Raw genomic sequence first — 23535 nt, 5'->3', positions numbered from 1 at the left:
AACAAACTTTTTGTAAAAATGCATTTAATGAAGGGGAAATTTTTTCAAAAAAGAAAGGTTTTGAATTTGTTTTCGCTGGGAATATAGTCACCAACACAACGAAACACACAAATTACAAGGAGGAGACTTATATGATTACCAATAGGCGAAGAAAATTATTAGCGGGTGGTTTAGCGGTTTTGTTCACATTTGGCGGCTTAGCCGGTTGTGGCGACGGCGTCGATCAAGATAATGGCATCAGTGATGGCGAACAAAAGGACGCCATCGATAAAGATACCAAGAAGGCAACCGATACCTCCTTCAAGGATGCAAAGGATAATTTAAAAGAAGCAAAAGAAGATATTGAAAAGGAATTGAAGGAAGACGGCGTTGGCGACGGTGTCGACCAGGATAATGGTGTCAGCGATGGTGAAAAGAAGGACGAGCCTGACAACCTGTAATCTAAAAGGCTTTTAGATGTAACAAAACATGTTTAATACCATACCAATATTGGTATTAAAAATACTAACCAAAAACAAGGAGGACGACACAATGAATAAGGACCAAGTAAAAGGAAATTTGGAACAGGCCAAAGGCGAAGCAAAAGAGCAGTGGGGCAAATTAACCGACGATCGTTCAACCGAAGTCGACGGTAAAGTGGATAAGGTCAAAGGAAAAGTACAAGAAGGCTACGGCGATGTGAAAGATAAAATGGAAGATTAAAACGATTGGTAAAAACATTTTAAGATACCTGAAAAGTGCCAGACTCTGTACTGTTTGATGCAGGGTCTGGCACTTTTTTGATGGTTTGGCGGAATAATGTGAGATGTTGGCGGAATACTTTTAAAAGTTGGCGGAATTAATGTAGAAACTGGCGGAATCCTCCATCAAATCGGCGGAATATCCATCAAATCCGGCGGAATCCACATACCAATCTTCTAACAAACAACCATAAAAAAAGAAGAGGTTCCCGAACCTCTTCTTTTTGATATATAACCCCTATATTTGAGCTAGCTGCCTTCCCCAAGGCCCCAGCCGGTCCATCCATTTCCCCCAAAAACCAAAAACCTTACATGTTGTTCAAGAAGTCGAGTGCTAGGTTTGGCGCTACTCCGAACAAGACGGAGCCGACAACCGCAACCAGCAGCACAACCACAATTCCAAATGGCACACGTAGCTTGCTTTCGTCCTTAGCTGGACGGAAGAACATCTGCGTCATGACGCCAAAATAGTAGAAATAAGAAACAACAGTTGTCGCAATCATGATTGATGCGAGCACATAATGCGGAGTTCCGAAAAACGCTCCGACAAAGATGTTTAATTTCCCAATAAAGCCCGCTGTACCAGGGAAGCCTGCCAAGGAAACAAGTAAAATTCCCATTAACACCGCAAGAACTGGCGAGCGGCGGTAAAGGCCAGCAAAATCAGCAATCTTTGTTGAACCTGATTTTTCCGTCACCACTTGAATGATAGCAAAGGCACCAAGGTTCATCAGCATGTAAGCAAGCAAGTAGAACCAGATTGAGAATACTAAGTTCGCACTCATAGTTGTTATAGCCACTAGCACATATCCTGCATGGGCGATACTGGAATAGGCGAACATTCTCTTAATATCTGACTGCTTCAAGGCTACCACGTTACCGACAACCATTGTTACCGCTGCAATCACGGCAAGGTAGTCATGCATCTTGAACAGAATGCTTTCACCACCGGCGCCGCCCTCCGGTGCTGCATTGTAGAATACAGCAACAAGGATACGAACAACGATGACAAAGCCTGCTGTTTTGGAAACTACGCTTAAGAAAGCAGTAACAGGTGTTGGCGCTCCTTGGTACACGTCAGGTGCCCACATATGGAACGGAGCAGCCGCGAGCTTAAAGGATAAACCAACAAAAATCATTAAGAAAGCGAGACCAAGTAAGTAGGTCTGTTGCGCATCACCAATCGCTGCAAGAGTTTGCGCGATCTTGAAAAGGTTCGTGGTACCGGTTAACCCGTACACATAACTCATTCCGAATAACGTAATCGCAGTGGAAATTCCGCCGTTGATGACGTATTTCATCGCAGATTCGTTGGATTCGACATGGTGTTTGCGAATACCCGCTAAAATATAAGAAGAAACCGTTAATAATTCTAATCCGATGAAAAGAGTAATTAAATCACCGCTGGAAGTCATAATCATCGCACCGAGCAACGCTGCTAAGAACAGGTAGTAAAACTCGCCGTGACTGTCTTCCAATCCATCCTTTTTCTCATAACTGACAGCTAAAAATAGCACTAGCCCTGATCCGACAAGAAGCAATAGTTTAAAGGCCTTGCCAAAGCCATCCAATGTAAAACTGTCTTCTAAAATCGAAGTGACATCTGTGTTCAACAAGCCGGCAACAGACACGATTGCTGCAAAAACTCCGAGAATGGCGATCCAGCCAAGAACTCGTCGGTCTTGTTTTTTCGGCATAAATAAATCGAGCAATGTTAATAGTGCTGACACACCAAGGATGATGAACTCCGGTGTCATGACACTCCATTCAAATGATTTCAATGTATCAAAATCCATCCTTCATCACCCTCCTAACCCTAGCATGATTGTTTCAAGTGTAGTTTGCAGCGGAGAGCTTAGAACACTTGGATACACACCAATTAATACGATTAATAATGTAAGAACCAGAACTGGAATGAATTCCACGCCTTTTAAATCAACCACACCAGTAAATTCACGGTGCGACTTGCCATACGTCATACCTAGAACCGCACGCAGTAAGTAGGCTGCCGTCATGATAATACCAATGGTACCAACTGCCGCAATCCACGGCATTTCTTTGAAAAGACCTAAGAACGCCATAAATTCGCTGACAAATCCAGACATTCCTGGCAGTCCGAGTGATGCCATCGCACCGGCAAGCAAGAAGCCTGCGGCAATCGGCATTCCCTTCGCCATTCCGCCCAAATTCTCCATTAACGATGTATCCGTACGTTCGTACAAGACACCCACCAAGAAGAACAAGAGCGCGGAAATCAATCCATGTGAAATCACTTGGAAAATCGCTCCCTGGACCCCTGCCTCATTCATCGCAGCAAGGCCAATTAACACGATTCCCATGTGGGAAATAGATGAATACGCCAAAACCATTTTAAAGTCTGTTTGAATGAACGCTAGAAACGCCCCGTAGAGTAGATTGATCACTCCAAGTACAGCAATGATTGTAGCAAGCGTCTCAAATTGCTTCGGAAAAATACCCATTCCAAAACGGATTAATCCGTACGCACCAATCTTTAACAGAATACCAGAGTGAATCATAACGACTGATGGCGGTGCCTGAACGTGTACCTTTAGCATCCAGCTGTGCAGTGGGAAAATCGGTAATTTTACACCAAATGCAACTAAAAGCGCAATTAGTAAGCCAAGCTTCAAATCACCAGTTACCGGTGTATTTGGATCGGCCATCATTTGTGTTAATAATTCAATATTCGATGTTCCTGTTTTTGCAAACAGAATCATGATCACGATCAACAGAACTGCTGATCCTAAACCGTTATAAATCAAGAAGCTGTAAGCTGCTTTTTCTTTTTCAAAATAACCCCATTTTCCGATTAAGAAAAAGGTCGGAATGAGTGTTACTTCAAAGAAGATAAAGAACAGGATTAAGTTCTCAGCGGTAAATACGCCAAGCATACCCACTTCTAAAAGAAGGAATAGCATGAAATAACCTTTCCATTCTTTTTTTATAAAAATGGAAGCAATGGATGCGAGTGTCGCAACAACCGTTGTTAAGACAACCAATAGAAGCTGGAAGCCGCTTAATCCAAGCTCGTAGTGAACTGAGAAAATTGGCTCAGAAATCCCGTTCATACCGCGGAATTGAATCCAAGGCACCGAGACAGAAAAGTCCGCTAAATCCTTGCCCCATTGATAATGGAGGTAGGCCGCTAATGCCAGGATTAAAGCCGGTAGTGTCGCTAAAAATCCGACTAGTTTAATTGATTTTTCCTGCGTTTTAGGCATGAACGCCAAAACCGCAATACCTAGTAAAGGGGAGAATACTAGGACGGAAAGGACTGCATGTAAATTCATCGTAGGTACCCCCCTGTTAATGCAAAGATGACGGCTAATACTGCAAGACCGATGAAGGCCACTGCGCCATAGGTTTGAACCTGTCCGGTCTGCATCTTCGAACCTGTTTGACCAAGCCCTTGGACGATCCCGACTACACCCTTCACGAGTCCTTCTACAAGGAAAACATCGATGAAGCGTAAGAAGTAGCTGATTGCTTTTGTAGCGGCTACGACAGTCAATTGATAGAACTCGTCAACGTAATATTTGTTAAAAAGAATCGTATGCAGCGTGTCACCTGTGCCACTCAACCAGTTGCGGGCTAGTGAACGCTTATAGTACATCATATAAGCAAGGAAAATTCCTGCTAAAGAAACGAGTGTTGCTGCAATCATAATCCAGACTGGACCTTCGACGTGGCCATGGTGTGCAAGTGCTTCATTGCCATCCACTAACCAATCGCCAAGGAACGTACCGAACCATGGAGTGTTGACGTAACCAGCGACCACTGCCAAGACACCGAGAAGAATCATCGGGAAGGTCATGTTGGACGGTGATTCGTGAACATGTTTTTGATCGCCGCGTGCTTCCCCAGTGAAAACTAAGAAGAACAAGCGGAACATATAAAATGCAGTCATAAAGGCTGCGATTAATGCTAGCAAGAAAAGGACTGGATGTCCGCCTTCCCATGCAGCGACTAAGATTTCATCCTTGGAGAAGAATCCGGATAGTAACGGCACACCGCTGATCGCAAGTGTTCCGATTAAGAAAAGCGGTCCGGTCAGCTTCAGCTTTTTCCAAAGCCCACCCATTTCTTCAATGTTTTGTGTGTGAACCGCGTGAATGACAGAACCTGCTGCAAGGAAAAGTAACGCCTTGAAGAAAGCGTGAGTCATTAAGTGGAACACACCCGCTACATAACCAGCAGACCCTAGGGCAAGCATCATGTAACCAAGCTGTGAAACGGTTGAGTACGCTAATACACGCTTAATGTCCGTTTGCACCAGACCGATGCTCGCTGCAAAGATTGCTGTAAATGCACCGATTACGGCGATGGTAAGTAGTGCTGTTTGGCTTGCTAAGAACAGTGGGAATAGTGCTGCCACTAAGTATACCCCTGCGGCAACCATGGTCGCTGCGTGGATGAGGGCCGAAACAGGTGTCGGACCTTCCATTGCATCTGGTAGCCAAGTGTGAAGTGGGAACTGACCTGATTTACCGACTGCTCCGATGAAAATAAGGATCGCAGTTAACGTAATCATTGTCGGTGAAATCTTTCCAGCTTCTACTGCGGCGAAAATATCACTATATTCAAAGCTTTTTGTTTCCCAGAATAGAAGAGACATCCCGATGAATAGGCCCACGTCCCCGATACGGGTCATGATGAACGCCTTTTTCGCAGCGGCCTTCGCTTCTTCTTTGTAAAAATAAAAACCGATTAATAGGAACGAACCGACACCGACAAGTTCCCAGAAAATATAAGTTTGCAACAGGTTTGGTGAAAGAACCAGCCCAAGCATTGCAAAGGTAAATAATCCTAAGTAGGCATAGAATACTGGAAACCGCTCGTCTCCATGCATGTACCCTTTGGAGTAGGTATGTACTAAGAAACTTACGAGCGATACGATAAACAGCATTAATGCATTTAATTGATTCACTTCAAAGCCCGCTGTTAGATGCAGATCTCCTATCGTGAGCCAGTCAAATTTCGTGACGTAAGTTGGCTCTGAAAAGCGCTCAAATAACACAAGGATTGAATAGACAAGCGACGCCAGCGTGAGCAAAATCCCCACATAACTGCTTGCCTCCTTCAACCGCTTACCGAATAGAAGAAGGATCAAAAACGATAATAGCGGGAAAAGCGGTATGAGCCATGCATTCTCCATCATTATCACTATCCCCTTTATAGAACATGGTGCCTGACACCCTCCGTGGACAAATCCCTATTTTATCTTTCTAGAATTTACATCCTTCGCTAAGCGAAAGGTGCCCTCCTGATACGGACAAATGGGGCGTAGTGTCTTTTTGTGGTGCCTGACACCCAAAGTGCTCTATCTAGTTTTTCATTGTGTCCATTTCGTCGATGTTGACGGTTTTCTTGCTGCGGTAGAGTGCGATTAGAATCGCTAGTCCGACCGCTGCTTCGGCTGCTGCCACGCTGATTGCGAACAGGGCAAAAATTTGGCCTGTAATCGATGGCGACAAACCGTATTTGCTGAAGGTGACCAGGTTAATGTTCACAGCATTCAGCATCAATTCGATTGAGATCAGGACGATCACTGTATTTCTTTTTGTTAACGCACCGTATAAGCCGATGCAAAACAGAATAAGTGCTAGTGCCAGGAAGGCTGAAGCGGGAACTGAACTCATTCCTTATCCGCCTCCTTTTTCTCATTTTTTGCCAAGATAACGGAGCCTACAAGGGCTACTAAAAGTAGTACCGATGTTAACTCAAATGGAATGACATATTTTGAGTAGAGTGCCTTACCAATTTGTAACGTGTTATTTTCGTGCAGCGTGGATGGTGTCTGTTCGATGTTGAAATCGTAGATGCCAATATACACTGCAAAGGCAAAACCTACAATTCCTAAGAACAAGAGTAACTTTCTCCATCTGCCTGCTTTAGGTTCACTTTCGTCATCATGCCTCGTTAACATAATGCCAAACAGCATGATGATGGTGATCGCACCAGAATAAATTAAGATTTGTACGGCAGCTACAAATTCTGCAGATAGCAGAACGTAAATACCGGCGATTGCGACGAAAGTGAAAATCAGGGCAACAACCATATGAACCACTTTCGTTAGGTTCAACAGAAGCACGCCGCCGATGATCGCAACAAGTGCGAGTCCCATAAATGCGAGGAATTCGCCTGAGAAGGTCATGCTTTATTCTCCTTCCGTATGTTTTCGTCGTTTTCATCTAACCATTCAAGGTTCTTAAATAACATATCGCGGCTGTATTCAGCGAGCTCAAAGTTATTGGTCATGATGATGGCTTCAGTTGGGCAAACCTCCGTACATAGGTCACAAAGGATGCAAATCTCAAAGTTGATGTCGTATGTGTCGATGATTTTCCCTTTTTTCGTTGGATCCGGATGCTTTTTACCTGTCAGGTTAATACATTCGGTCGGACAGATATTCATACATTGATTACACACGATACATTTTTCCGGATAAAATTTCTGAATACCACGGAAGCGATCTGGCAGTGGAATCGGCTTATTCGGATAATCGTAAGTAACCTTTTCTCGTGTTAATTGTTTTAGGGTATATTTCAAGCCTTTTGCTAATCCAAGCACGTTTTTCACCCCTTTTACCTTTTAAGAATTGTTAGTGGTGGTATTGGTGTCAGGCACCTTTCCTGATTTAGAAAAATAATGATTTGATTAAAGCCGTTAGGAATATGTTGCCTAGTGCTATTGGCAAAAGTACTTTCCAGCCAAATTCCATTAGTTTATCGACTCGGAAACGTGGGAACGTGCTTCGCAGCCAAATGTAAACAAAGACAACCACACTGAATTTAAGTGAAAACCAAACTGCTCCAGGAATAAAGCTTAGGAAGCCAATTGGCGCTAACCATCCGCCTAAAAAGATAACTGTAATCAAAGCAGACATCGCGAACAAATACACATATTCAGCGAGCATAAAGAATGCCCAGCGGAATCCGGAATATTCAACATGGTAACCGGCAACTAGTTCGTTTTCCGATTCTGGCAAGTCAAATGGTGTCCGGTTTAATTCCGCAATCGATGCAATGAAAAAGACAATAAATCCAATTGGTTGCAAGAGGATGAACCATCCGTTCTTCTGTGCTGCCACAATCTCATTTAGATTCAAGCTTCCTGATAGAAGAATAACGCCTAACACAGACATAACAAGCGGAATCTCATAGGAAATCATCTGGGCTGAGGCACGCATACCTCCTAAGAGTGCATACTTGTTATTCGATGCCCAGCCGCCTAGCAGCATACCAAAGGTAGTCAATCCAGAAACAGCAATATAATAAAGTAATCCCACACCGATATCGGCAAACTGAAATTTGTCAGTGAACGGCATCGTTGCTAGGACCATAAAGGATGGTGCAAAAGCAATGACCGGTGCAATAATAAATAATGGCTTGTCAGCTGCCTTCGGAATAATATCCTCTTTTAATAAAAGCTTGAGGACGTCAGCGACCGTTTGTAAGAGTCCCCACTTACCGCCGACTTGGTTTGGACCATGACGGAGCTGCATGTAACCCATTACTTTTCGTTCTGCTAAAATTCCGTAAGTAACGAAGCCTAATACGATTAAAAGTAAGACAGCACCGAGTAAAAAGAAAATCCCAAAGTTAGCCCAACTAGGACTTGACTGTAGCAATTCTTCTATCATTAGCCGTCAACCTCCCCAAGGACAATATCCACTGCCCCTAAAATAGCAATCATGTTTGCAATGTTTTCGCCCTTTAAAAGTTTTGGGAGAATTTGCAGGTTATAGAAGGATGGCCTTCTAAACTTTAAGCGGTACGGTTCTTTTTTACCATCGCTCGCAATATAACAGCCAATTTCACCACGTGGTGATTCAATTCGTACAAAAGCTTCACCCTTCGGCGCCTTAATAATCTTCGGCACTTTGGCAAGAATTGCTCCCTCTGCAGGAAATTGCGCCACTGCTTGTTCGAGGATTTTCAAGGATTCTGCGATTTCAGCAAGGCGTAGATGGTACCTAGCTAAGCAATCACCTTCCTCCGATGTTGGAACATCAAAGTCAAAACGGTCATAAACGGAATATGGTTCATCCTTCCGAAGATCCCATTTCACACCGGTACTACGAAGATTCGGTCCGCTAAGTGAATATTGGATGGCTTCTTCTTTTGTATACTTTCCGACGCCTTTAACACGGTCTAAAAAGATTTCATTTCCGCTGACAAGATCGTGGAAACCAGCAAGCTGACCGCGCATATATGGCACAAAGTCTCTTACTTTTTCAATCCATCCTTCTGGAGCATCCCACTTCACTCCGCCGACACGCATATAGTTAAATGTCAGTCGAGCACCCGTAAGTTCGTTTAGCATATTAATAATCATTTCGCGGTCACGGAATGCATAGATGAACGGACTTGTAGCTCCAAGGTCAAGAATATATGTACCCCATGCAACAAGGTGACTCGCAATCCGGTTTAATTCCATCGCAATGACACGAAGAAAATCCGCACGTTCTGGCACTTCAATCCCCATCATCGTCTCAACGGCATGACAAAGGACATAATTGTTTGTCATGGATGACAAGTAGTCCATTCGGTCTGTGTATGGAATAATCTGTGTATATTGCAGGTTCTCAGCAATTTTTTCAGTCCCACGGTGTAAATATCCGATAACAGGTGTCGCTTCAACAATGATTTCCCCATCAATTTTTACAACAAGACGGAACACCCCGTGAGTACTTGGATGCTGAGGTCCTACGTTTAGTATCATTTCTTCTGTTCTGATCATTGGTTACACCTCCACATCGTAAGGCTCATAATCTTTTCGCAGTGGATAGCCAACCCAATCTTCGCCGAGTAAGATACGACGTAAATCCGGATGTCCTGTAAACTTAATTCCTAATAAATCATAGGCTTCACATTCAGGCCATTCTGCGCCTGCCCAAAGCGGCTGCAAGGACTCGATGATTGGTTCATCACGGTCAATCTTCACTTTTAACGCGACGGATTGACGGTTTTTGTATGAGAATAAGTGAACATAAATCTCCATATGTGTTTCGAAGTCTGATCCATGAAGCTCTGATAAATAATCAAACCCTAACAGCTCATTGTATTTTAAAAATTGAGCCAGTTTAAAATATGTTTCACGTCTCGCTACAAGTGTTGGAACATCCTTTGAAAGTTTATTAATATAAGAATCTTCTAAAACATCAGATCCCATATTTTCTTCAATGACTTTCAAATATTTATCTAAAAATGGCTGATTGACTGAAGGCTTCTCTTCTGCTGCAGGGGCCGCTGTCTCTGCTTTTCCGCCTGCTGCTGCCTTTGCTTTGGCTGCCGCTGCTGCTTTCGCTTTTGCTTTAGCTGCTGCAATCGCCTTTGCCTTTTCATCATCGCCGCCTGCTGCCGCGTCCGCGTCTGCCATTCCGGCTGCTTTCGCCTTTGCTGCGGCCGCTGCCTTCGCTTTGGCTGCCGCTACTGCTTTGGCTTTTGCCGCTGCTGCCGCTTTAGCTTTCGCATCATCACCAGATGGTGCGTCATCTCCAGCTGCTTCAGGTGTGCCACCTAGCTCCATGGCTTTCCTCTTTGCTGCCGCAGCCGCCTTCGCCTTCGCTACTGCTGCTGCTTTTTTCTTCGCAAGGTCATCCGCATCAGAACTTGCTGCTGGGGCTTCATTCGAACCTGCACCGGCTGTTTCCTCCGCTGGGGCTGATTCTGATGGTGCCGTAGCTCCTGCGAGCTCCATCGCTTTTCTTTTTGCCGCTGCTGCCGCCTTCGCCTTCGCTACCGCTGCCGCTTTTTTCTTCGCAAGGTCATCCGCGTCATTCGCAGGCGCTGTTGCCGGTGCTTCAGTCGGTGGCACCGTTTTTTCAACTGGCGTTTCGCTCGCCGCTGATGCAGGTGCTTCGTCTTTAGCCGGCTCAGCAGGTTTTGAAGGAGCTTCCCCTGCAGCCTTTGCCGCACGTTTCGCAGCCGCCGCAGCCTTCGCCTTTGCTACCGCCTCTTTCTTTAACTGTTCAAGATCCTTTTCCCCACTCATCGGTTAAATCACCTTCTTCCCAGTCTTCGCTTCATAGCGAATCTTTTCCTTTAATTTATTGATTCCATAAATTAAAGCAGCTGGGTTTGGTGGGCATCCAGGTATGTATACATCAACAGGAACGATTTGATCGACTCCTTTAACAACTGAATACGACTTTACATACGGCCCGCCAGCTGTTGCACAAGAACCCATTGCAATAACCCACTTTGGCTCAGGCATTTGATCATACAATCGGCGTAAAATCGGCGCCATTTTCTTCGTTACTGTCCCAGACACAATCATACAATCCGATTGCCTTGGAGACGTACGGAAAAACGAACCGGAACGGTCTAAGTCATAATTCGCTCCGCCTACACCCATCATTTCAATCGCACAACAAGCCAGACCAAATGTCACCGGATAGATCGAATTACTTCGAGCCCAGGCCTTAATTTGCTCTAGCGTAGTCATAAATACACTTCTTTGTAAATCTTCCATTTCCTTAGGTGAAATGCCATCTAGTTTTAAATCCATTGTAGCACCTTCTTCTTCCAAGCATACACTAGGCCAATTAACAGCATAATCACGAAAATTAACATCTCGATTAACGCAAAAACACCTAGCTTATCATAGGCCACAGCCCATGGATATAAAAACACCGTTTCCACATCAAAAACAACAAACATAAGGGCAAAAATATAATAGCGGACATTGAACTGTACACGGGAATCGTGAAATGGCTCAACACCGCTCTCATATGTAGTTAACTTCGCATCGCTAGGTTTATGAGGACGCAAAAGTTTACCTAAATATAATGCCACCACCGGCAGCAACACCCCAAGACACAGAAACGCAAAAACAATCAGATAATTATTCTGATATACATTAAGAAGTTCCATGTCTATCCCCTCCAATGTTGTAAATTTTCATACTAATGAATATTGTAACCGAATTCATTATAGCATTGTTACAAACCCATGTCGACAAGCCATTATACTTAAATTGGAATTCTCCCGAAGCGAAAATTTATCAGTTTAAGACACTTGAGAGCTCGCTCTCAAAAGGGGCTTAAACTGATAAATTTTCGCAAGCTCCAGCGATAGCTGAAGCGCAATGTGCGGGTAGCACATGCGGGAGAATTTCAATTTTACGGTACACTAGGTAGTCGACATGGGTACCCCCCTGAGCGTTTGCGTGATCTCGCTGAGTTAGCTCCCTTGAAGGTGCTTCAGAGATGACGCAAGAGCGAACCGAACCGCAGCATGTACTTTACGGAAGCCCAGGGGGTTAGCGCACGTGATCTGGAGCGTTAGCGGAAGATGACGTGCATAGTGGAAGTCTCGAAAGAGCCATGCTTTTTCCTAAAAAAGGTTCACAAGAACCGTAACAATACTACAAAAAACCGACAACACCCCCAATTTAACAACAAATGATGAAAATTGTATGTGAGATTTGTCATTAAATCTTCACTAAATCTACGTTTACTACCTAACTATATAAAAATCCGTCTCACAATATGTAAAAACAATAAATATACATTTTTATCACAATTCCAATCTTGTTTTCGCCCTACCATCATATGCAAAAATATACTATTCATGCAGTCTTTCCCCTATCGAGAGTAACTCCACATAAAAAGGCCGGTCGCAAGACTGGCCGTAACTATCTCTCTACATAAACTTTTTTCTTCTTTTCTCAAACAAAAGTATAAGTAGACCCTCCCTACGTTTACTTTCTCTATCTTTCCCTCATCAAAAGTAGAAGTAGTACCTCTCTACTTCCACTTTCTTTATCTTTCCTTCATCAAAAGTAGATGTAGAACCTCTCTACTTCCACTTTCTTTATCTTTCCCTCATCAAAAGTAGATGTAGTACCTCTCTACTTCCACTTTCTTTATCTTTCCCTCATCAAAAATAGATGTAGAACCTCTCTACTTCTACTTTCTTTATCTTTCCCTCGTCAAAAGTAGATGTAGTACCTCTCTACTTCTACTTTCTTTATCTTTCCTTCATCAAAAGTAGATGTAGAACCTCTCTACTTCTACTTTCTTTATCTATCACTGGTCAAAAGTAGATGTAGAACCTCTCTACTTCCACTTTCTTTATCTTTCCCTCATCAAAAATAGATGTAGAACCTCTCTACTTCCACTTTCTTTATCTTTCCTTCATCAAAAGTAGATGTAGAACCTCTCTACTTCCACTTTCTTTATCTTTCCCTCATCAAAAGTAGATGTAGAACCTCCCTACTTCTACTTTCTTTATCTTTCCCTCATCAAAAGTAGATGTAGAACCTCCCTACTTCTACTTCCCCACTCTACTTTCCAAAAAAACTAAAACTATCCACTAAAAATGTCAGTCGATAGACTGGCACAACTAACTTCCCACCCATTTATATAACCAAATCTATTGATTTCTCCACATCCCCATTTTTAAGCGAGCCATTTTTATAAAAAGCCCAAATAGATTCCCATCAATTACTGCTTACCAACCACTTCCCCACTCTTTTCGACCACTTTCCCAATCTTATCAACCACTTTCAACAACTTATCGTCCACTTCCAGAACTTTATCAACCAAGCCTTCCAAACCACCAAAATTTCCACTAAAAATGCCAGTCGATAGACTGGCAAAACTAACTTTTCTACCCTTTTATCAATTAAAATCCAATGCTTTTATCTCCTACCCCTTCTTAAGAGACCTTTTTTATATAAAGCCAGCATAGTTTCCCTAACCAAAATTACTTTTCAACCACTTCCCCATTCTTATCGACCGCTTCATTAATCTTATCAACCACTTTCAACAACTTATCGTCCACTTCCACCACTTTATCAACCGCCCAGGGCCATCAAACCCTAATCAAGTCCCAAGACTCAACACCAACCCCAAAACGCAAAAAAACCCCTCCAGCGGATCCTAAATAATCCGCCAAAGGGGTTTGATAAATATAAGATATTTTTACTTTCTACCTTCCGATACGGCGAGGCGATTGATGGCACGTTGCAGGGCAAGCTCCGCACGTCTGAAGTCAATATGCTCAGCATGCTGATCGTGCATACGCTGTTCTGCACGTTCCTTCGCTCTTATTGCACGTTCAACATCAATATCGGATGCTTTTTCAGCCGTTTGCGCCAAAATGGTTACTTGATCAGGACGGACTTCTAAAAATCCACCACTCACCGCAACCAATTCCGTTTTTCCATCCTTCTTGAGGCGAACAACCCCAATTGCAAGAGGAGCAACCAACGGAATGTGACCAGGTAAGATACCTAGCTCACCACTTTGAGCCTTTGTACTAACCATTTCCACATCTGATTCATACACCGGGCCATCGGGAGTAACAACATTGACTTTAATCGTCTTCATTTTTTACCCTCCTGGCAGGATTTAGACCTCTACGCCCATGCGTTTTGCAGCTTCAATTACTTCTTCGATGCGTCCAACAAGACGGAATGCATCTTCAGGAAGGTGATCATATTTACCGTCAAGGATATCTTTAAATCCTTTAACCGTTTCCTTAACAGGAACATATGAACCTGGCTGTCCAGTAAACTGTTCAGCTACGTGGAAGTTTTGTGATAAGAAGAACTGTAGACGACGCGCACGAAGTACGACTAACTTATCATCATCAGAAAGTTCGTCCATACCAAGAATCGCGATGATATCTTGTAATTCACGGTAACGTTGTAACGTTTTTTGCACACGACGTGATACCTCGTAATGCTCTTCACCAACGATTTCAGGTGACAATGCACGAGAAGTTGATGCAAGTGGATCCACCGCAGGGTAGATACCCATCTCAGAAAGCTTACGCTCAAGGTTAGTCGTTGCATCCAAGTGAGCGAAAGTTGTAGCCGGAGCCGGATCCGTATAGTCATCGGCTGGTACGTAAATCGCTTGGATTGATGTAACAGAACCTACGTTAGTAGATGTGATACGCTCTTGTAATTTACCCATTTCAGTAGCAAGAGTTGGCTGGTAACCTACCGCAGATGGCATACGGCCAAGTAGGGCAGAAACCTCAGAACCTGCTTGCGTGAAACGGAAGATGTTATCCATGAAGAAAAGAACGTCCTGTCCTTGCTCATCACGGAAATATTCAGCCATAGTCAAACCAGTTAAGGCAACACGCATACGTGCACCTGGTGGCTCGTTCATTTGTCCGAATACCATCGCTGTTTGCTTAATAACGCCAGAATCCGTCATTTCGTGGTAAAGGTCGTTACCCTCACGAGTACGTTCACCTACACCAGCGAAAACGGAAATACCGCTATGCTCTTGGGCGATGTTGTTGATTAATTCCTGGATTAATACAGTTTTACCTACACCGGCACCACCGAATAGACCGATTTTACCACCTTTAATATATGGCGCAAGAAGGTCTACTACCTTAATTCCAGTTTCAAGAATTTCTACCTCAGTAGAAAGATTTTCGAAAGTTGGTGCTTCGCGGTGAATCGAATCACGGCGTGCACTTGCAGGGATTTCATCAGCAAGGTCAATGTGCTCACCTAAAACGTTGAATACACGTCCAAGTGTAACATCCCCTACTGGTACGGAAATCGGTGCACCAGTATCCACTACTTCTACTCCACGAGTTACACCGTCAGTGGAAGCCATTGCAATCGTACGAACAGTATCATCACCTAAATGAAGGGCTACTTCAAGGGTTAAGTTGATATCAACTTCTGATTCATTACGCGCTTTGGAACTAATTCTTAATGCGTTATAGATCTCAGGCAGCTGACCGTTTTCAAATTTAACGTCAACGACCGGACCCATAATTTGAACTACGCGTCCTATGTTCATCTTTTTCCCTCCTAACTTACTCTTTTGAAAATGAACGTAGTTGGAGACTCGCATCTGTTCAGTCATGAACAAATGCTGCCTTCCCGTTCATTATCTTTTTTTGCCCGCCGAATGGGCTAATTTTTAAAAATTCTATTCTAACGCCGACGCACCGCCAACAATCTCTGTGATTTCCTGTGTAATCGCAGCTTGACGTGCACGGTTGTAGCTAAGCGTATAGTTACGAATCATTTCTTTCGCATTATCAGTTGCATTTCTCATTGCTGTCATACGGGCAGCATGCTCACTTGCTTTACTGTCTAGAAGAGCACCGTAAATCAAAGCCTCTGCATATTGTGGCAGGAGAACTTCTAAGATTTCTTCTGGAGACGGTTCAAACTCATAAGAAGCCAGCTTTGAAGAAGTTGTGATATCCGTTAGCGGAAGAAGCTTCTTCTCCGTTACTTCCTGAGAAATGGCACTTAAATAATGACTGTAATACACATATATTTCATCAAACGTACCGTCAGAGAACATTCCTACCGTACTTGAAGCGATATCTTTAATATCTGCAAAGCTCGGCTGATCGGAAACCCCTATAATTTCAAGGGCTACATTCATACCGCGCTTAACAAAAAAGTCACGAGCTACTCGACCCACTGCAATAATCGCAAATTCATCATTGGATTTATGACGGCTTTGGATTGTTTGGTGTACGCGTCGAATCACGTTACTGTTAAATGCGCCTGCAAGTCCACGGTCAGAAGTCATAACGATATAACCGGTTTTCTTAACAGCACGAGCCTGAAGCATTGGATGGTTAATTCCTTTGCTGCCGATTGCAATTGATGCCGTTACTTCCTGGATTTTTTCCATGTAAGGGACGAATGATTTCGCATTCATCACTCCACGGTTCCATTTCGCTGCCGACGTCATTTCCATTGCTTTCGTAATCTGACTCGTCTTTTTGGTTGAATTTATACGATTTTTAATGTCGCGTAAAGATGCCATTGGTTCTCACCACCCTCATTCAAAGAATGTTTAGCTAAGAGCGCCCTTAGGCGCCCCCAATATTACTCGGATACTGCAAACGTCTTTTTAAAGTCGTTGATAGCAGAAGCGAAATCGTCATCAGAAGGAAGATCCTTCGTTTTCGTAATATGGTCTAACACTTCTTTGCGGTTGTGATCTAACCAATTTAACATTTCTGATTCAAAACGACGAATATCTTGAACAGGGATATCATCAAGGAATCCGCGTGTTAATGCATATAGGATTGCCACTTGCTTTTCAACTGAAAGCGGTCTGTTAAGATCTTGTTTTAATACCTCAACGGTACGTGCACCACGAGCAAGCTTCGCTTGTGTCGCTTTATCAAGGTCAGAACCGAACTGAGCAAATGCTTCAAGTTCACGGTATGAAGCAAGGTCAAGACGCAGTGTACCTGCAACCTTCTTCATCGCCTTGATTTGTGCAGAACCACCTACACGTGATACAGAAAGACCTGCGTTAATCGCTGGACGTACGCCAGAGAAGAATAAGTCAGACTGTAAGAAAATTTGTCCATCAGTGATGGAGATAACGTTTGTTGGAATATAAGCAGAAACGTCACCTGCTTGTGTTTCGATGAATGGTAATGCTGTGATTGAACCTGCACCTAATGTGTCGTTCAATTTCGCAGCACGCTCTAATAAACGGGAGTGCAAGTAGAATACATCCCCTGGATATGCTTCACGACCTGGAGGACGACGAAGTAATAGGGAAAGCTCACGGTATGCAGCCGCTTGTTTAGAAAGATCATCATATACGATTAACACGTGTTTGCCAGAGTACATGAACTCTTCCGCCATCGCAACACCAGCATATGGAGCTAAGAATAGCATTGGAGCTGGTTGTGAAGCAGATGCAGATACAACGATTGTGTAATCTAATGCACCGTTCTTACGAAGCGTTTCAACCGCATTACGTACTGTTGATTCTTTTTGACCGATTGCAACATAGATACAGATCATGTTTTCGGTTCTTTGGTTCAAGATTGTATCGATTGCAACAGATGTTTTACCTGTTTGACGGTCACCGATGATTAACTCACGTTGACCACGACCGATTGGAACTAACGCGTCAATCGCTTTGATACCTGTTTGTAATGGCTCATGAACGGATTTACGAGCCATAACGCCTGAAGCTACTGCTTCAACAGGGCGAGTTTTTGTCGCATTGATTGGACCCATTCCATCGATTGGTTGTCCTAAAGAGTTAACAACACGTCCAATTAGCTCTTCACCAACTGGAACTTCCATGATGCGTCCTGTACGGCGAACTTCTCCGCCTTCCTTGATCTCTGTGAAAGGTCCAAGGATAATAATACCGACGTTATTTTCTTCTAGGTTTTGTGCCATACCCATAACGCCATTTGAAAATTCAACAAGTTCTCCAGCCATGACATTGTCGAGGCCATGAACACGAGCGATACCGTCACCTACGGAGATAACTGTACCAACATCACTCACTTGAATTTCTGCCTGATAGTTTTCAATCTGCTTTTTAATCAGGGCACTGATTTCTTCAGCTTTGATGCTCATGAGTTTCACCCCTATCTACGAATCTTAGCTTAACAATTTACGTTCTAAACGGTTTAACTTGCCGCGCAAGCTTCCGTCATATATACGGTTTCCGATGCGGAGCTTCACGCCACCAAGCAATTCGGAATCTACGATATTTTCAATTCTTAATGATTTCTTGCCTATTTTTGCTGCAAATGTAGTAGAAATAGCCGCGCGTTCAGCATCTGTTAGCGGACGAATGCTGAATACTTCTGCCTCAGCAATTCCCATTTCATTATTTGACAGCTCAATAAACTGGTCCACCACTTCGACGATTTCATCTTCGCGGTGACGATCAATCAAAATTAACAATGTATTTAGTACATAGGAATTGATAGATACAAAAGCGGCTTTTATAACCTCTTTTTTCTTATCAATCGTTAGTTTTGATGATTTTAGGACAGCTTTCAAATCAGCATTGTATTGTAAAACTTCTTTTACTACACGAAGTTCTTCTTCTACTGTACTTAGAATCTGCTGTTCTTTTGCAATTTGAAAAAGAGCTGACGCGTAGCGTTTTGCTACCATAGAATTGCTCATCGCTCTTCTCCTGCCTCTTTGATATATTCGCTAATAAGTTGTTCTTGATCTGCTGCAGTTAATTCTTTCTCAATTACTTTAGAAGCAATTAATACAGACAGGGAAGCAACTTGTTCGCGAATAGCTGCAACTGCTTTTTCTTTTTGCTGCTCAATTTCAAGCTTAGCAGCTTCTTTAAGACGCTCTGCTTCCGTACGTGCTGCAACTACGATCTCTTCTCGCTGGATATCGCCTTGTTTTCTAGCGTTTTCCATTAAGTTCTGTGCTTCAGTACGTGCTTCTTTTAAAAGATTTCTTTGCTCTTCTAAAAGTTTTTTCGCTTCTAAACGACTATTTTCAGCCGCATTAATTTCATTAACAATGTGCGCTTCACGTTCCTTCATGATGCCCATTAATGGACCCCATGCGAACTTTTTAAGCAATGCTAATAAAATGATAAACATTAATAACTGGAAGAAGATATCTCCAAAATTAATATGGGAACCGCCTTCAGCAGCAGTAGCCAATACAAAATTGCTTGTTAACACCCTGGGTTCACTCCTTTCAAGAGTCGCTAAACGATGAAAGTAACAACAATTTAACTAGACATAAATGAATGGCGAAGGATGTATGTATCTTCGCCATCTGGAGTTTTAATGATAATTACTTATTTAAAACCATGAACGCAATAACTACACCGATGATCGGTAATGCTTCAACTAACGCAACCCCGATGAACATTGTAGTTTGTAGTGTACCACGTAATTCAGGTTGACGAGCAACACCTTCTACTGTACGTCCTACGATAAGACCGTTACCAATACCTGCGCCAATAGCTGATAAACCAATTGCAATCGCTGCTGCTAAAATACCAATTGAACCTGTCATTTCGTTTTTCCTCCTTAAATGTATAAAAAAATATAGTTTATTATTTTGTTCATGAGTAATGAACGGTTTATATTAATGGTCGTGACTCACTTTATGAGCCATATAAACCATTGTTAACATTGTGAAAATGTACGCTTGAATTGAACCTACGAAAATAGAGAAACCTTGCCATACTAGTGTTAATGGTACTGCTGCAATAGTTCCAGCAATTCCTTGATGCGCTAGTCCAGCTGCTAATAGGGAAAGAAGCAATTCACCGGCAAAAATGTTACCGTATAAACGCAAACCAAGAGTTAGCGTATTCGCGAATTCCTCAATAATCTTTAATGGGAAAAGAAATTTCATTGGGCTGAAGAAGCCTTCTGCATATCCTTTTACACCTTTTAGCTTTACACCATAGAAGTGCGATAACGCAACAACCATAACCGCTAACGTTAACGTAATCGTTGGGTCAGCTGTCGGTGATTTCCACCAAAGGTTTTCGCCAACTACGATTGCAAACGGAAGACCTAACATATTAGATACAAAGATATACATCAATAGTGTAATCCCAAGAATGTGGAATCGACCACCAGTCTTCCAATCCATTGTACTGTTGATAATTCCTTTAACGAAGTCCAAAATCCACTCAAAGAAATTTTGTACGCCCGTTGGTTTCATCGCAAGTTTGCGGGTAGCAAGGACTGCAATAAGGAAAACAATCGCACTTGCAACCGTAATCATTAGAATATTGGCCCCGTTAAACCAAAGCCCCATAAACTTAAAATCCGGAGTTCCGTGTTCCATGTAAACTCACCTCGTTTCCGCTTCATTTATGTACATGCAATGCATGATAAAAATAATCTATCATAATGACAATATAGGATGTCATCAATCCTATTACTAAACCCATCACATTGAAATACTCTGGATACCTCAATGCAATTAATGCCGCTATTCCACCTACTGCCATCCTGGAAAGCGACCCAAGTGAGCGGACCTTTTTGCCCTGTGATACCTTTTTATCAAAGTCTTCGGTTTTTCTAACTAATAACCAAAGATTTAAGAAACCAAAGCATGTCCCAAGAATCAACCCTAAGAAGATTGTTTGGTATGATGTAAATCCCCAGCCGAGAACATAAATGGACAACAAGTAAAAAATCCATTTCCGCTGTCTGTTGTACATGATTCTGAAATCTGGCATAGTTATTTATCTCCTGAATAGAAATGACGGATTGAAAGAAGCATGGAATAGGTGCCTGCTGCAAGTCCTAAAAGCAGTCCAACTATTAAGAAAATTGGTTCGGTACCCCAATGCCGATCCAGCCATCTGCCTGAGAAAATACCTATTAGAATGGAACCGACTAACTGGGAGACGATCGCGGACATTAAAGCCATAGCTTGTAATGGATTGCGGTTGTTTTTTCGCATGCTTATCGCATCCTCACTATAAGAGAATGTGAACCGGATAATAGTATGCAAATAGGCGGGAAACACCGTGGAAAATAGTCTATTAATCCGATGAAAACCCTATCATTTTACACCCTTTGTTAGCATACAATAGGCAACTTTTAAAGTCAATGAATTTAGTGAATTATTCCACAAACAATTTCCCAAGAATTTTCTCTCATCAAATTTTAATTTACTCTATTATTGTAGTGGATTTTTCAAACTTTTTTTGACCATTTTGTGTCTATTTTGTGAACATTGTCACACGAGGCAGATATCCGTGATTCATGGGGTGGACAAGCCGTCCAGTTTTTGGCTTGCCCATTCACTCGCACATTTTACTCTTTTTCCCTCTCGATGACGACCATCCGCTCGATAAAATCTTCCTTCCCAGCCTTTTTAGCAAACACCTTCACGAGGTACGTCCCATCTTCCGGCAGCTGATCAGCCGGAATCACTTTCCGAATTAACCCTTTTTTCACATTTGTCTTCGTATCCAAAAAGCCAACAAACCGGTAATCCCCAGGGCTAAACAGAGCAATTCCAAACTCCTCTGCTCCACCAGGCAAATACACCTCATACCGATACTGTCCAGGATGGTCGCTTTCACCAAAATCAAAGCCCATCACCCTTGGATATCCCGGTTCCTCTAATACATACAAATACGGAATGTGAATTGTCGATGAACCTGCCTGCATTTGAATATAACCGTCATGGACTTTTCGTAAAAACACTTTAGGGTCGACCGTTAACTCAACTGCTACCTCCCTCGACTCCTTCGGCCCAAGCGTGAACGACAGCGGGAACTTCCAGCTCAGCCCCTCCACCTGCTGCGGAATCGAAAAGGAATACCGCTGCGTTTCTGTACTCCTATTTTCCACATGCAGTGTGGCTTGATGAACATCATGATCGTCACTATATTTCCCAAACCTCATACTGCTCGGCGAAACAAGCGAGGTCGCCTTAATCGCTTCATCTACTTGAATGCGGCCGGCACCCTGTTCGTACGTGCGGTAAAACCCAAGGCTCTCATCAGCAGCAGACATTATATGTCCGCGCTCCATCTTCACAAGCGGTTTTGCCGTGTTCATCAACGCTGCTTTAATTTGCACCGGCGTCCAGTCCGGGTGCGCCTGCTTAATTAACGCACATGCCCCGGCCACATGCGGTGCCGCCATACTCGTACCCTGCAAAGACAAATAGCCTCCTGGAATCGTCGAATTAATGGCTACCCCCGGTGCAACAATGTCCGGCTTAATTTCCCACGTTCCCGTCACCGGCCCCCTTGAGCTAAAGTCTGCCAGCCTGTCCCGCTCTTCTACCACAGAGATTCTCGCCGCCACACGCTGTTTCTTTATTTCTTTTTGTAAAAAAACTCCGTCACCCTTCGATAGTGAACCCACTGGTAGGGTCAGCGGAGATTCCAAATTCCCAATAAAGCTTCCGCTCATATTATTGTAGATCAACACCGCCCTGGCTCCCCCTGCACGGGCATTTTCTGCTTTCTCAGTAAAGGTCAGTGTCCCCCGCTTCATCAGGACGATTTTTCCTTGAACATTCCTTAATTCCTCTTTCCTGCCGATACCGCCGTCCACCAGATCGACTGACCGGTCTAGCGCCCATTTAGCTGAGCCCTCCATCGGCTGAATCCGATATTTATTCCGGCTTCCTTCTATTAATATGAAAGGTATTTCCATCGTGGGTGTGGAGGCTCCGACCGAAATCGCTTTGGACGCCGTTCCCGGTGAACCAACCGTCCACACATTCGGTCCAGAATTCCCGGAAGCAGCCACTGCCACTATTCCCTTGTCCACTGCGCGGTTGAGGGCCATACTAATTGGGAGGTCCGGCCCATTGATATCATTCCCGAGCGATAGATTCATAATATCAACTTTGTCTTTAATTGCCTGATCAATGGCCGCCAGTACCTGTTCGGTCGTCCCGCCGCCTCCCGGCCCAAGTGCCCGGTACGCCACAATTTTCGCCTCCGGCGCCACGCCTTTAATTTTTCCATTAGCCGCAATGATTCCCGCGACATGGGTGCCATGGATGGTTGCTTTCCCGATAGCAAGGGTTTCCATCGGATCGCGGTCATTGTCAACGAGGTCATGCCCGCCGGCATAGTTACGCTGTAGGTCGGGATGCGTATAATCGACACCCGTATCAATGACCCCAACCGTCACCCCTTTTCCGGTAAGGCGTTCGTCTTTTGCGTCAAAATAGCTACGGACCTCTTCTCCGCCAATTATTTTGACACTTTCCTCGGTTTCTACCTGATACTGGGTCACCTGTGAGACATTCATAATATGCTGTTGGTTGGTGAGTTTGGCGATGGTTTCGGCGGGACCTTGAACAGAAAACCCGTCTATTGCCTCTTTAAAGATTCGTCTTAGCTTGATGTCCCTGTACGGATGGATGAGTTGCGCGATTTCCTGCTCCGACTGCGGCCTATCCAAAAGGATAATCGCTACGGTTTGTTCGTTTGTAGGTTTTGGAATAGGAGGATGAATAAGAATTCTTGGAGTTTGAAAGGCAAGGAGCAACGCAAGTATGAATTTCATCAATGAAAATCCCC

General features: G+C 43.5%; 24 protein-coding genes. 2 read left to right on the top strand and 22 right to left on the bottom strand.

Features of this window, described 5'->3' with window-relative positions; all coding sequences use genetic code 11:
* The first annotated feature begins 131 nt into the window (after positions 1-131).
* The gene (locus tag AC3A54_RS12100) at positions 132-440 is read left to right on the top strand and encodes a hypothetical protein (RefSeq protein WP_487654632.1); all 309 of its coding nucleotides are present in this window, start codon (positions 132-134) and stop codon (positions 438-440) included.
* 91 nt (positions 441-531) lie between these two features.
* Entirely contained in the window at positions 532-702 is a 171-nt protein-coding gene (locus AC3A54_RS12095; protein WP_308081852.1) for a CsbD family protein, read from the top strand.
* A 346-nt stretch (positions 703-1048) separates the two neighbouring features.
* Here AC3A54_RS12095 and nuoN read toward each other — a convergent pair whose 3' ends face one another.
* From nuoN to AC3A54_RS11985, 22 genes are all read right to left on the bottom strand, one after another.
* Positions 1049-2536 carry an NADH-quinone oxidoreductase subunit NuoN gene (nuoN, locus tag AC3A54_RS12090; RefSeq protein WP_487654631.1) on the bottom strand — a complete coding sequence of 496 codons (1488 nt, stop codon included), beginning with the start codon at positions 2534-2536 and terminating at the stop codon, positions 1049-1051.
* A 6-nt stretch (positions 2537-2542) separates the two neighbouring features.
* On the bottom strand, positions 2543-4051 hold the full coding sequence (locus AC3A54_RS12085) for an NADH-quinone oxidoreductase subunit M (protein WP_335544375.1): 1509 nt from the start codon (positions 4049-4051) through the stop codon (positions 2543-2545).
* Complete coding sequence (gene nuoL / locus AC3A54_RS12080; RefSeq protein ID WP_487654630.1) at positions 4048-5919, bottom strand: NADH-quinone oxidoreductase subunit L; 1872 nt, start codon at positions 5917-5919, stop codon at positions 4048-4050. Before nuoL ends, AC3A54_RS12085 begins: the two co-directional genes overlap by 4 nt.
* Before the next feature lie 166 nt (positions 5920-6085).
* Positions 6086-6400, bottom strand: a complete 315-nt coding sequence (gene nuoK / locus AC3A54_RS12075) for an NADH-quinone oxidoreductase subunit NuoK (RefSeq protein ID WP_487654629.1) — start codon at positions 6398-6400, stop codon at positions 6086-6088.
* Positions 6397-6915 carry an NADH-quinone oxidoreductase subunit J gene (locus tag AC3A54_RS12070; RefSeq protein ID WP_487654628.1) on the bottom strand — a complete coding sequence of 173 codons (519 nt, stop codon included), beginning with the start codon at positions 6913-6915 and terminating at the stop codon, positions 6397-6399. Before AC3A54_RS12070 ends, nuoK begins: the two co-directional genes overlap by 4 nt.
* A complete protein-coding gene (nuoI, locus tag AC3A54_RS12065) occupies positions 6912-7331 on the bottom strand; it encodes an NADH-quinone oxidoreductase subunit NuoI (RefSeq protein ID WP_430116225.1) in 420 nt (139 codons plus the stop codon). The genes AC3A54_RS12070 and nuoI overlap by 4 nt, the downstream gene beginning before the upstream one ends.
* Positions 7332-7398: 67 nt before the next feature.
* Positions 7399-8403, bottom strand: a complete 1005-nt coding sequence (nuoH, locus tag AC3A54_RS12060) for an NADH-quinone oxidoreductase subunit NuoH (protein WP_308081845.1) — start codon at positions 8401-8403, stop codon at positions 7399-7401.
* Positions 8403-9503, bottom strand: a complete 1101-nt coding sequence (locus AC3A54_RS12055; protein ID WP_487654627.1) for an NADH-quinone oxidoreductase subunit D — start codon at positions 9501-9503, stop codon at positions 8403-8405. The genes nuoH and AC3A54_RS12055 overlap by 1 nt, the downstream gene beginning before the upstream one ends.
* 3 nt (positions 9504-9506) lie before the next feature.
* Positions 9507-10757, bottom strand: coding sequence for an NADH-quinone oxidoreductase subunit C (locus AC3A54_RS12050; RefSeq protein WP_487654626.1), 1251 nt, complete (start codon positions 10755-10757; stop codon positions 9507-9509).
* 3 nt (positions 10758-10760) lie between these two features.
* Entirely contained in the window at positions 10761-11273 is a 513-nt protein-coding gene (locus AC3A54_RS12045) for a NuoB/complex I 20 kDa subunit family protein (RefSeq protein WP_308081841.1), read from the bottom strand.
* Entirely contained in the window at positions 11264-11638 is a 375-nt protein-coding gene (locus tag AC3A54_RS12040) for an NADH-quinone oxidoreductase subunit A (RefSeq protein ID WP_308081840.1), read from the bottom strand. The genes AC3A54_RS12045 and AC3A54_RS12040 overlap by 10 nt, the downstream gene beginning before the upstream one ends.
* Before the next feature lie 2054 nt (positions 11639-13692).
* Complete coding sequence (locus tag AC3A54_RS12035; protein ID WP_308081828.1) at positions 13693-14100, bottom strand: F0F1 ATP synthase subunit epsilon; 408 nt, start codon at positions 14098-14100, stop codon at positions 13693-13695.
* Positions 14101-14121: 21 nt separating this feature from the next.
* Complete coding sequence (gene atpD / locus AC3A54_RS12030) at positions 14122-15543, bottom strand: F0F1 ATP synthase subunit beta (protein WP_335526778.1); 1422 nt, start codon at positions 15541-15543, stop codon at positions 14122-14124.
* A gap of 132 nt (positions 15544-15675) precedes the next feature.
* Positions 15676-16533: an ATP synthase F1 subunit gamma gene (gene atpG, locus AC3A54_RS12025; protein ID WP_308081826.1), complete on the bottom strand. Its 858-nt coding sequence runs from the start codon at positions 16531-16533 to the stop codon at positions 15676-15678.
* Between the two features lie 62 nt (positions 16534-16595).
* Entirely contained in the window at positions 16596-18104 is a 1509-nt protein-coding gene (gene atpA / locus AC3A54_RS12020) for a F0F1 ATP synthase subunit alpha (RefSeq protein ID WP_309857589.1), read from the bottom strand.
* A 24-nt stretch (positions 18105-18128) separates the two neighbouring features.
* Positions 18129-18665, bottom strand: coding sequence for a F0F1 ATP synthase subunit delta (locus AC3A54_RS12015; protein ID WP_308081824.1), 537 nt, complete (start codon positions 18663-18665; stop codon positions 18129-18131).
* Complete coding sequence (locus AC3A54_RS12010) at positions 18662-19192, bottom strand: F0F1 ATP synthase subunit B (RefSeq protein WP_308081823.1); 531 nt, start codon at positions 19190-19192, stop codon at positions 18662-18664. Before AC3A54_RS12010 ends, AC3A54_RS12015 begins: the two co-directional genes overlap by 4 nt.
* Before the next feature lie 115 nt (positions 19193-19307).
* Entirely contained in the window at positions 19308-19532 is a 225-nt protein-coding gene (atpE, locus tag AC3A54_RS12005; RefSeq protein WP_308081822.1) for a F0F1 ATP synthase subunit C, read from the bottom strand.
* Between the two features lie 72 nt (positions 19533-19604).
* The gene (gene atpB / locus AC3A54_RS12000) at positions 19605-20318 is read right to left on the bottom strand and encodes a F0F1 ATP synthase subunit A (RefSeq protein ID WP_308081821.1); all 714 of its coding nucleotides are present in this window, start codon (positions 20316-20318) and stop codon (positions 19605-19607) included.
* A 22-nt stretch (positions 20319-20340) separates the two neighbouring features.
* On the bottom strand, positions 20341-20715 hold the full coding sequence (locus tag AC3A54_RS11995; RefSeq protein ID WP_308081820.1) for an ATP synthase subunit I: 375 nt from the start codon (positions 20713-20715) through the stop codon (positions 20341-20343).
* A gap of 2 nt (positions 20716-20717) precedes the next feature.
* On the bottom strand, positions 20718-20942 hold the full coding sequence (locus tag AC3A54_RS11990) for an AtpZ/AtpI family protein (RefSeq protein ID WP_308081819.1): 225 nt from the start codon (positions 20940-20942) through the stop codon (positions 20718-20720).
* Between the two features lie 356 nt (positions 20943-21298).
* Positions 21299-23521 (bottom strand): S8 family serine peptidase, encoded by a 2223-nt coding sequence (locus tag AC3A54_RS11985; protein ID WP_487654648.1) that lies wholly within the window; start codon positions 23519-23521, stop codon positions 21299-21301.
* Positions 23522-23535 lie beyond the last annotated feature (14 nt).

The organism is Neobacillus sp. Soil_C_43 (genome assembly GCF_057656715.1).
The sequence above is the reverse complement of the archived record's forward strand: the minus strand, read 5'-3'. Positions and strand labels throughout refer to the sequence as shown.